This window comes from Providencia sp. JGM181 (genome assembly GCF_018257375.1).
Lineage (GTDB): Bacteria > Pseudomonadota > Gammaproteobacteria > Enterobacterales > Enterobacteriaceae > Providencia > Providencia lanzhouensis.
The window spans coordinates 1-10,367 of the sequence record NZ_JAERJY010000128.1; the positions used below are offsets into that span (position 1 = coordinate 1).

Genomic DNA, 10,367 nt, shown 5'->3' on the forward strand with positions numbered 1-10,367 from the left:
AGATAAACCAAAAAATCCCTATCGTTACTTTTTGAAACACAATTCCCTGCTTCTATTCCTTCTTTCAAAATATATTTATCACTTTTCTTAAAAAGAAATCTATTCAAAACTATTTTTGCTAATTAATTAGCATCAGGCTTATCAATATACTTAATTAGTGGTATTTATTACTCAAACGCCCATTCTTTATAAATTATTATCTTTTTTTAATAATCATCTTCTAACTTCTGGTTGTCTTCTAACTGTCTTCTAACTTCGAGTTGCCTTCTAACTAGTTTTTGCTGTGGCAAGGCGGTAAGCATCAGTTAGCCTGGGGAGCATACATAAGTATGTGACTCAGGTAACTTATGCGAAACCAACACAGCCACAGTGAAAACTAGGACGAAGACAAGCGTCGCCATAAAGTTGTCCGACTGATACCGAGAAACTCCGCCACCGCCTTACGATCCCCATTAAACCTTGCCATCACTTCCTCTAGCGTCTCGGTTCCTTCCTGCGTCTTTGCCGGATTTACCTCTGTTCGCCTTTCTGGCGATAGCATCTTGAGCATGTCTGGATTGATGCTTTTATCCGCATAGGCACTGCAATAGAGCGCGACACGCTCCATTAAGTTACGTAATTCTCGTACATTGCCTGGCCATGAATAGGAGAGAAAAAAGTCTCGACAACTGAGAAGTTGCTTAACTCTAAAGGCTGGAAGAGGCAGTTGTAATCCGGCAAAAGCAAGTTTCAATAATCGTTCTGCAAGCGTGAAAATATCCTCATTACGCTCTGATAGTGCGGGAACTTTCATACGAAGAACACCTAGGCGATAGAAAAGATCGCCACGGAATTTGCCTTGCGCTACCCATGCATCAAGGTCGCAGTGGGTCGCACAGATAACACGAACGTTAACCTGTAGCGGTCGATATCCTCCTACTCGTACCACAGAACGCTCTTCTAACACACGCAATAACCGAGTTTGTAACGCTATTGGCATCTCGCCGATTTCATCAAGAAAAAGGGTTCCCCCATTCGCTAGTTCAAACAACCCTGCTCGACCGCCTCTGCGCGAGCCAGTAAATGCGCCTTCTTCGTAACCAAACAATTCCGCTTCCAGTAATGTTTCAGGAATGGCACCACAGTTGACGGCCACAAATGGCATTTGCTGTTTACTGCGTTTTTGCTGATTAAACAAACTATATTCGTGATGAATAGCTTGGGCCACCATCTCTTTCCCCGTGCCACTTTCACCTTGTATTAACACCGTAGCATCTGAACGGGCATACAACATAATGGTTTGCCTAACTCGCTCCATCGCGGGCGACAAGCCAATCAGGTCATTAATTGTGTGTCTAACTTTTGCTGTATTCTGCTGAGGGTAACGTGATTGCTCAGTCACATGGCGATGGGACATTCTGCTAAGTTCGATAGCATCAGAAAAGGCTTGTCGAATGGTCTGTGTCGAATAGATAAAAATCCCTGTCATACCCATTTCTTCAGCAAGATCTGTAATTAATCCCGCTCCCACAATGACGTTTACCCCCATGGCTTTTAGTGCTTTTAGTTGGGCTCGAGCATCTTCGGCAGTGACATAACTGCGCTGTTCAATCTGTAATCCAAAATTATGTTGAAACTGCTCTAACGCAGGGATAATTTTTTGATAACTAATAATGCCGACTTTATCGCTAATTTCTCGCGCTTTCGCTAATGCTTGCATCACATCAAAGCCGTTAATATTTACAATAATAACGGGAACCGAAACATGACTTTTTAAATAAGCCCCATTAGAGCCTGCGCTGATAATCGCGTCACAGTGTCCTTCTTTTAAACGGCGCCGAACTTCTTCTGCGGCTTGCTCGAAACCAATATTCAGTGGGGTGATGTCAGCTTGAGCACTAAATTCAGGACTAATATCACGAAACAACGTGTAAAGACGAGATACTGACACCGTCCAAATAATGGGCTTATCCATTGTTCTCCTCCACTGGGTTTACTCTACGCTGGGTTTGCTTCGCGCTGTGATGTTTCACCTTTGTTTCATGAAACAATATATCTATTCAATGAAACGCGCTAACCAATTGGTTAAAAAATGGCTTTCTTGTCACATAAAAATAAAAGCTTTTATCTTATTGATATTTAAAACTTAATAATAACTTCACTCTTTCCTTCTGAACTGGCACGTCAATTGCTATCAACTATATTTAGTAAAAGTCATTTACAAGTGATTAACCAACCCCGAGGTGTTTATGTCTAGCCGTTCCGCAGGTCAAAAATTTCGAGATGCCGTTAACAGCGAATCCCCTCTTCAATTGGTCGGTACTATCAATGCAAACCATGCTCTTCTTGCTCAACAAGCTGGCTATAAAGCTATTTACTTGTCTGGTGGCGGCGTTGCCGCTGGTTCATTAGGGATCCCAGATTTAGGTATTTCTACACTGGATGATGTGCTGATTGATATTCGCCGCATTACTGATGTCTGTGATTTGCCGTTAATGGTGGATGCGGATATTGGCTTTGGTCCTTCCGCATTTAACGTAGCCCGTACCGTCAAATCGATGGCGAAAGCGGGTGCTGCTGGGCTGCACTTGGAAGACCAAGTTGGCGCGAAACGTTGTGGTCATCGCCCTAATAAAGAAATTGTGTCCACTCAAGAGATGGTTGACCGAATCAAAGCTGCTGTCGATGCAAGAACAGATGAAAATTTTGTCATCATGGCACGCACTGATGCGCTGGCCGTTGAAGGGCTTGAGGCAGCTTTAGAGCGAGCAAGTGCTTACATCAAGGCGGGTGCCGATATGCTGTTTCCCGAAGCGATTACTGAGTTAGGGATGTATCAGCAGTTTACTCGCCATACGCAAGTGCCTGTATTAGCTAACTTAACTGAATTTGGTCAAACTCCGCTGTTTACTTTAGATGAGTTACGAAGTGTCGGCATTGCCATCGCCTTGTACCCACTTTCCGCTTTTCGCGCCATGAATAAAGCTGCTGAGCAGGTATATACCACTTTACGCCAGCAAGGCACCCAGAAAAATGTCGTGTCACTTATGCAGACCCGTGAAGAGCTCTATAAATCCATTAATTACTATCAGTATGAAGAAAAGCTGGATGCGTTATTTTCACAGAATAAAAAACGCTGATTCCTTTTCTTGCAACACATAAACCGTGAATCGAGCAAGTTGTAATCTCTTCTGCCCCCTACAAGGAATCAATGATGAATGAGCAACTTAAAAGTACTGGGTTCAAACCCAAAAAATCAGTCGCCTTATCAGGTGTAACTGCCGGCAATACTGCACTTTGTACCGTGGGTCGAAATGGTAATGACCTCCACTATCGGGGCTATGATATCCACGATTTAGCCACTCAGTGTGAATATGAAGAAGTCGCCTATTTACTTATCCACGATAAACTCCCTAACCGCACTGAATTGTCAGCGTACAAAGAAAAACTTAAACCTCTAAGGGGTTTGCCGACAAATGTAAAGCAAACATTAGAGTCCATCCCTGCCAATACGCATCCGATGGATGTCATTCGCACTGGCGTTTCGATGATGGGCTGTGTATTACCAGAAAAAGATGTGCATACCGTCGCTGGCGCTAAAGATATTGCCGACCGATTACTTGCATCTCTGGGTTCCATTTTGCTGTATTGGTACCACTTTAGCCACCATGGCCGCCGTATTGAAACCATGACTGATGATGACTCCATTGGCGCCCATTTTTTGCATCTGTTACACGGTAAAAAACCGTCTGCTCAGTGGGAAAAATTCATGCATATTGCCTCTATTTTATATGCAGAACATGAGTTTAACGCCTCAACATTTGCAGCTCGTGTGATTGCTGGAACGGGTACTGATTTTTACTCAGCAATTACAGGTGCCATTGCGGCGTTAAGGGGACCGAAGCATGGTGGCGCCAATGAAGTTTCATTAGAAATTCAGCAACGCTATGCCTCTATTGAGGAGGCTGAACAAGACATCGTGGCTCGAGTTAAAAACTCAGAAGTTATTATCGGCTTTGGTCACCCTGTTTACACCTTAGCTGATCCCCGCCATCCAATCATCAAATCCGTCGCCTTACAGCTTTCAGAACAAAGTATGAATCGGCATTTGTATACCATTGCAGATCATATTGAATCCGTTATGAAACGTGAAAAAAACATGTTTCCTAATCTCGATTGGTTCTCTGCGGTGGTTTATCACTTAATGGGCGTTCCTACGGCGATGTACACCCCATTATTTGCCATCGCACGGATTGCCGGATGGTCGGCTCATGTGATTGAACAACGCCAAGATAATAAAATCATTCGTCCTTCAGCAAACTACACGGGTCCAGAAAACAAACTCTTTGTTCCCATTGAACAGCGCTAATTAAGGTAAAAATAATGACCATGCAAAATCAAACGGCTCCACATGTTCGATTTGATAAAGTGATGACGGACATTGTCGATTATGTTATTGATTTTCCCATCACTTCAACGTTGGCTTACGATACCGCCTATTACTGTTTACTGGACACACTAGGCTGTGGAATGGAATCACTTGAATATCCGGCTTGCAAAAAGTTATTAGGCCCTATCGTCCCTGGTACACACGTCCCAAATGGCACAAAAGTTCCCGGAACACAATTTCAATTAGACCCTGTTCAAGCGGCATTTAATATTGGAACCTTATGCCGCTGGTTAGACTTCAACGACACTTGGCTAGCCGCGGAATGGGGACACCCTTCCGATAACCTAGGTGGTATTTTAGCCACCGCGGATTGGCTTTCTCGTGAAAATCTCGCTAGAGGCAAAAAGCCGTTAGTGATCCGAGATGTCCTCACAGCCATGATCAAAGCTCATGAAATTCAAGGCTGTATCGCTCTCGAAAACGCGTTTAATAAAGTCGGTCTTGACCATGTCATTCTGGTCAAAGTGGCATCAACCGCCGTCGTGGCTCAAATGCTAGGACTCTCTCGTGAGCAAATTCTCAATGCTGTTTCCCTTGCATGGGTTGATGGTCATAGCTTACGTACCTATCGACACACTCCGAACACAGGCTCCCGCAAGTCATGGGCAGCAGGTGATGCCACCTCGCGCGCAGTTCGCTTGGCACTCATGGCGCAAAAAGGAGAAATGGGCTATCCAACTGCATTAACTGCCAAAACATGGGGCTTTTACGACTCTCTGTTCCGTGGTCAGCCGTTTAAATTCCAGCGACCTTATGGCTCTTATGTAATGGAAAATGTATTGTTCAAAATTTCTTTTCCGGCAGAGTTTCACGCTCAAACCGCAGTTGAAGCCGCTTTACAATTGCATGAGCAACTTAGTTCAATGGGAAAAACCGCTGACGATATCGAGTCTATATCAATTCGTACCCATGAAGCTTGTGTGCGCATTATTGATAAACAAGGACCATTACAGAACCCGGCAGACCGCGATCATTGCATTCAATATATGGTAGCAATTCCGCTTATTTTTGGTCGCCTTACCGCATCTGACTATGAGGATAGTATCGCTCAAGATAGCCGAATTGATGCACTACGTGCCAAAATGCATTGTCATGAAGACCCTGAGTTTACACAGGATTATCATGATCCTGACAAGCGCTCTATCACCAACGGTCTGACTATCACATTAAAAGATGGGCAAGCCTTGAGTGAAGTCGTTATCGAATACCCTGTTGGTCACAAACGCCGCCGTCCAGAAGGTATGCCTCTATTACTTAAAAAGTTCAGAACCAACTTAGCGCGTCAATTCCCAGAAGCTCAACAACTGAGAATTTTATCTGCATCATTGGACAAGCCATTGTTTGAGAATATGCCTGTTAATGAATTTCTCGATTTATGGGTGATTTAGTTTTGTTATTTTTTTGATTTACAGACAGTCAAAGGCTCCGCTCCATCGAATACCGTTGACTGTCTGCTCATCACAAATACCCCGGTTTATGGCATTTGTGGCACAAGTGTAGAAATATCATCTTGTTCCGCTGGTACTAATGACGCCATCACTTCTTCCCTTAACTTTTCTACCTCTTCATCAATTTCTTGACGCATTTCTGGTGAACATTTTTCTAGTAACTCGCTTAACGTACCCATAATCCCTCCGGTTTCACTAAGTGAGATGCATATTCCGCATCTGCTGATTTAATCAACTTGATATAAAATTGACTCTCGTCACAACCCTTTTTATTACCTGCACATAACACAATTCCACAACTTCTTGGATCAAACGCAAAACAAACTCGAATGGGTACCCCCGAAACTTGGATCCTGAGTTCTTTCATATGAATAAATTTAGAAAGTTTTAATCTATCCGCATAAGGGCGCCCTAAATGAGGTCCATATTCAGAAAGAATCAAAAGCATCGAAAGTACTTTCTTTTTTACTTGATAGTTTTGAATCTCTAACCAATCGTCAAACAAAATCCTCGTTCTTATCGTCCATGTCAACAAATTAAACCTCCTTACTTTGAGAAAAAAACTCAACTCTCTGGTTATTAAGAAAAACTCATTTTCTAAAAAAACAGAAATCAAATAACCGATTAAATACGGGGTATTGCTGTTATAACGAAAAAATTAAGTAGATTAAATAAAAAAAGAAACTCGATAAAATGAATGGAATGCGCTTCGCAGAAATCGCGACAAGAATAAAACAGGCGAAATAATACCAAAGTAAATTATTAAATTTTATTTTCTTATTTTGATTATGATAAAAACAAAAAAGCCCCAGTTTACTCAACTAGGGCTTCAAATATGTCAGTCTAGGAATTTACTTTAGCAATCTCGCTCTCACTGATTTGCCTTTGATTTTACCTTGCTGTAATTGCTTCCACGCTTTGTTCGCCACTGATTTTTTAATAGCGACATAGGCATGCATGGGGTGAATCGCAATTTTACCAATATCATCCCCTTCTAGACCAACCTCTCCAGTTAATGCGCCCAAAATATCCCCAGGACGTATTTTGGCTTTTTTACCGCCATCTAGGCATAAGGTCGCCCATTGTGCTTCTAATGGCGTAATGCGCAATCCTGTCGGCTCTGGCAGCCAATTCAACTTCATGTTAAGCATCTCTTCGAGCACGTTTGCGCGTTGAGCTTCTTCTGGTGAGCATAGGCTTATTGCTAAGCCGCTTTGTCCTGCACGAGCGGTACGACCAATGCGGTGCACATGCACTTCAGGATCCCAAGACAGCTCAAAGTTAATCACCATTTCCAGTGCTTTAATGTCTAAACCTCGAGACGCCACATCCGTCGCGACCAAGACTCGGCTACTACCATTTGCAAATTGGACTAAGGTTTGGTCGCGATCGCGCTGTTCCATATCACCATGTAAGACAAGAACACTTTGACGGCTATCCATTAAAGCATCATAGACAGCCTGGCAATCCTTTTTCGTGTTACAGAACACAACACAAGAAGCCGGTTGTTCACGGCTTAGCAGCTTTTGCAGTAAGTCAATTTTGTCATGTCGAGACACTTCATAAAACTGCTGCTCCACGTCAGGTAATTCGTTAACAGAATTAATTTCAATGGTTTGTGGATTATTTTGGATGCGTCGGCTAATTGCTGCAATGCTATCCGGCCATGTTGCTGAGAATAAAAGTGTTTGCCTATCTTCTGGCGCGAAAGAGATTACTGCGTCAATATCATCTGCAAACCCCATATCTAACATGCGGTCAGCTTCATCAAGTACCAGTGTCTGTAAATGATCTAAGCGCACCGTTTCTTTATGTAAGTGGTCAAGCAAACGCCCTGGTGTTGCCACCAAAATATGCGCTGCATGTACTAAAGAATCGCGCTGAACACTAAAAGGGACACCGCCACATAAAGTTAAAATTTTGAGATTAGGAATATAACGCGCTAAACGGCGTAATTCATTCGCGACTTGATCCGCTAATTCTCTTGTTGGGCATAAAACGAGGGATTGGGTATTAAAGTTTTTTGCATCAATACGTTGTAATAGCCCTAGACCAAAAGCAGCTGTTTTTCCACTCCCTGTCTTTGCTTGGGCTCGCACATCTTTGCCAGCAAGGATAGCGGGTAATGCCGCTTCTTGAATTGGGGTCATGGTTAAAAAGCCCAATTCATTAAGATTGGAGAGTTGCTCCGCAGGAAGCGCATTTAGTTCAGCAAATGAAGTCACAGTTAACATTCCGAATAAAATAAAAGAGATCATCACGAGGGTCATAGCCCCTCGCACATGATACTAGAAAATAAATTGATAGCGAGTTTGACTGGTATAAATGTGATTAGCTTTGGCAATGATAGGGTTTGTGCCATCTGATTCTGCATGCCCTAAACCATCAAATGGGGATTGCGGAGCCAACACTATTCCAGAAAATGGCGTATAGGTTTTGCTTTTACCTAAAACGGAGACTAAATGGTTCCCCGTATACAGATGGATTGCAGGAGATGTACTCATCATATTCATTTGCACATCACCATTGGGAGAGCCCAGTGTCGCCACAATTTGTCGATTATCGACCACTAACTCATCAAACACAAATGTATGATCGTATCCACCTACCGCTTGTTGCTCTTCATCTTGTAAAAAGTCACAACCAATGCGTTTCTTTTGCCTAAAGTCGAAATAGGTGTCAGTGACTTCACGCCACTCTCCCGTTGGGAGCCCTTCACTATCCTGAGGCAAGAAATACGCAGCCTGCATTTGGAGATCATGCTCAAATGCAGTGCGATCAGACTGTTCACCCGCAAGATTAAAATAGGTGTAATTAGTCAGGTTAACCGGACAATCTTGGTTACATTGATATCGGTAGTTAATGACCACTTGGTTATCATCAGTGAGCTCATAATGCACTTCAACTTTTAATTCCCCCGGAAAACCTTGGTCACCATCAGAAGATACAAGGGTAAAAATCGCTTGCTGCTGGTCAGGCTGAGCGATTGACCACACTCGATAACTGAAGTTATCACGCCCACCATGCAAACAATGTGCACCTTGATTATGTGCAAGTTGATACTTACGACCTTCAAGATCAAAAGTGGAATTTGCAATGCGATTTGCGACTCGTCCTACCGTTGCGCCAAAATAGACTCGCTGCTCCATTTGAGCGGCCATATTCGGTGATCCTAAAATGATATCGCGTTTACCACTCGCCAACGGTAATATACAACTCACCCAGCTGGCGCCTAAACTACTCAAAATAATTTTCATTCCCTGTTTATTTGTGAGTGCTACGACCTTCGGTGTGCGCAGAGTGTGACGTTGTTGCTTGGTAAACTGCATTTTTCCCTAATATTCCTTATATTTCCACTTATCGTGTAACCAACATAATTTAACAATAATAAAACGAATTCTCGATGACGTAAAAAGAAAAAAGCTGAGCGCATAATACGTCAGCTTTTTCAAAAATACTTAATGATTAAATAAGAATTAATGCAAACAATCTTTATCATAAGGGTCTAAGTGGGTCATAACATCCAGTACTTGTGGGTTTTTCATTAATTGTTTCCTTACGTTTACCGCTATATCATGCCCTTCTAGAATTGTCATTTGACCATCTAACTCTAAATGAACATCCACAAGGAAAAAGTCGCCAGATTTGCGTGTCTTCAAATCGTGGAATCCTTTAACTCCCGGAATACCTCGAAGAACATCGCTCAATTGTTCAAGCGTTTCTTCATCAGCCCCTTTATCCATTAAGTCTTGCATAGATTGATAAGTGAATTTGAATCCCATTCGGAAGACAAATGTCCCCACAATTAAAGCAGCAATAGGGTCAAGAATGCGGATACCGCATAAACTACCAATAATCCCGATAGCGACGACTAATGAAGAGGCTGCATCAGAACGCGCATGCCAAGCATTCGCCACTAACATGCTAGAATTAACTTTATTTGCTACATGCAGCATGTAGCGGAATAAGCCTTCTTTCGCAACCAAAGCCGTTAATGCAGCGACTAATGCAATCGTATGAACTTCTGGGATTAAATCTGGGTTAATCATTTTTTCGACCGCAGACCACCCCATTCCCACACCCACGATCAACAAAATAATCCCTAAAATAAGGGATGCACCATTTTCATAACGGAAATGACCATATGGGTGATCGGCATCTGGCTTCTTATGGCTTTTTTTATTCGCAATAAGGACAACAAAGTCTGCAACTAAATCCGAAAGTGTATGAATACCATCAGCAATTAAGCCTGATGAGTGGGAAAATATCCCAACAATAATTTGCCAAATAGACAACAGGGTATTCACCGCCACACTGATCAAAGTGCTTTTTTTTGCGGCTTTAAATTTCTCTTGTTGTAATTCGAATTCATTTTTCCCGGAAGCTGGGATTTCATGTTTATGCATAGTTTATTTTCTTAATGAAAAACAAAACAATTATCATTTAAATGTAGTTTATTTTCAATGACTTAATCAGGCTCAATGATATTC

Annotated in this window: 9 protein-coding genes; 3 read left to right on the forward strand and 6 right to left on the reverse strand. The window is 42.4% G+C overall.

The window, feature by feature from the left end; translation table 11 throughout:
• Positions 1-376: 376 nt before the first annotated feature.
• Positions 377-1,954 carry a propionate catabolism operon regulatory protein PrpR gene (gene prpR / locus JK188_RS14125; protein ID WP_211886237.1) on the reverse strand — a complete coding sequence of 526 codons (1,578 nt, stop codon included), beginning with the start codon at positions 1,952-1,954 and terminating at the stop codon, positions 377-379.
• A 274-nt stretch (positions 1,955-2,228) separates the two neighbouring features.
• Here prpR and prpB point away from each other — a divergent pair, with 274 nt between their 5' ends.
• The 3 genes from prpB to JK188_RS14140 all read left to right on the forward strand — a co-directional run bounded on the left by prpB (position 2,229) and on the right by JK188_RS14140 (position 5,817).
• Positions 2,229-3,119: a methylisocitrate lyase gene (gene prpB / locus JK188_RS14130; protein ID WP_132495744.1), complete on the forward strand. Its 891-nt coding sequence runs from the start codon at positions 2,229-2,231 to the stop codon at positions 3,117-3,119.
• A 74-nt stretch (positions 3,120-3,193) separates the two neighbouring features.
• Positions 3,194-4,348, forward strand: coding sequence for a bifunctional 2-methylcitrate synthase/citrate synthase (prpC, locus tag JK188_RS14135; protein ID WP_211886239.1), 1,155 nt, complete (start codon positions 3,194-3,196; stop codon positions 4,346-4,348).
• Positions 4,349-4,368: 20 nt separating this feature from the next.
• Positions 4,369-5,817 (forward strand): bifunctional 2-methylcitrate dehydratase/aconitate hydratase, encoded by a 1,449-nt coding sequence (locus tag JK188_RS14140; protein WP_442959128.1) that lies wholly within the window; start codon positions 4,369-4,371, stop codon positions 5,815-5,817.
• An 86-nt stretch (positions 5,818-5,903) separates the two neighbouring features.
• On the opposite strand, the gene JK188_RS14145 is transcribed toward JK188_RS14140, so the two are convergent.
• The 5 genes from JK188_RS14145 to JK188_RS14165 form a co-directional block, all read right to left on the reverse strand.
• Complete coding sequence (locus tag JK188_RS14145) at positions 5,904-6,056, reverse strand: hypothetical protein (protein WP_211886243.1); 153 nt, start codon at positions 6,054-6,056, stop codon at positions 5,904-5,906.
• Positions 6,044-6,412, reverse strand: coding sequence for a type II toxin-antitoxin system RelE/ParE family toxin (locus JK188_RS14150; RefSeq protein WP_410431437.1), 369 nt, complete (start codon positions 6,410-6,412; stop codon positions 6,044-6,046). The genes JK188_RS14145 and JK188_RS14150 overlap by 13 nt, the downstream gene beginning before the upstream one ends.
• Before the next feature lie 316 nt (positions 6,413-6,728).
• Complete coding sequence (dbpA, locus tag JK188_RS14155) at positions 6,729-8,102, reverse strand: ATP-dependent RNA helicase DbpA (RefSeq protein ID WP_036951234.1); 1,374 nt, start codon at positions 8,100-8,102, stop codon at positions 6,729-6,731.
• A gap of 63 nt (positions 8,103-8,165) precedes the next feature.
• Positions 8,166-9,206 carry a galactose-1-epimerase gene (locus JK188_RS14160; RefSeq protein ID WP_211886245.1) on the reverse strand — a complete coding sequence of 347 codons (1,041 nt, stop codon included), beginning with the start codon at positions 9,204-9,206 and terminating at the stop codon, positions 8,166-8,168.
• 147 nt (positions 9,207-9,353) lie between these two features.
• A complete protein-coding gene (locus tag JK188_RS14165; RefSeq protein WP_036951121.1) occupies positions 9,354-10,283 on the reverse strand; it encodes a cation diffusion facilitator family transporter in 930 nt (309 codons plus the stop codon).
• Positions 10,284-10,367: the final 84 nt, after the last annotated feature.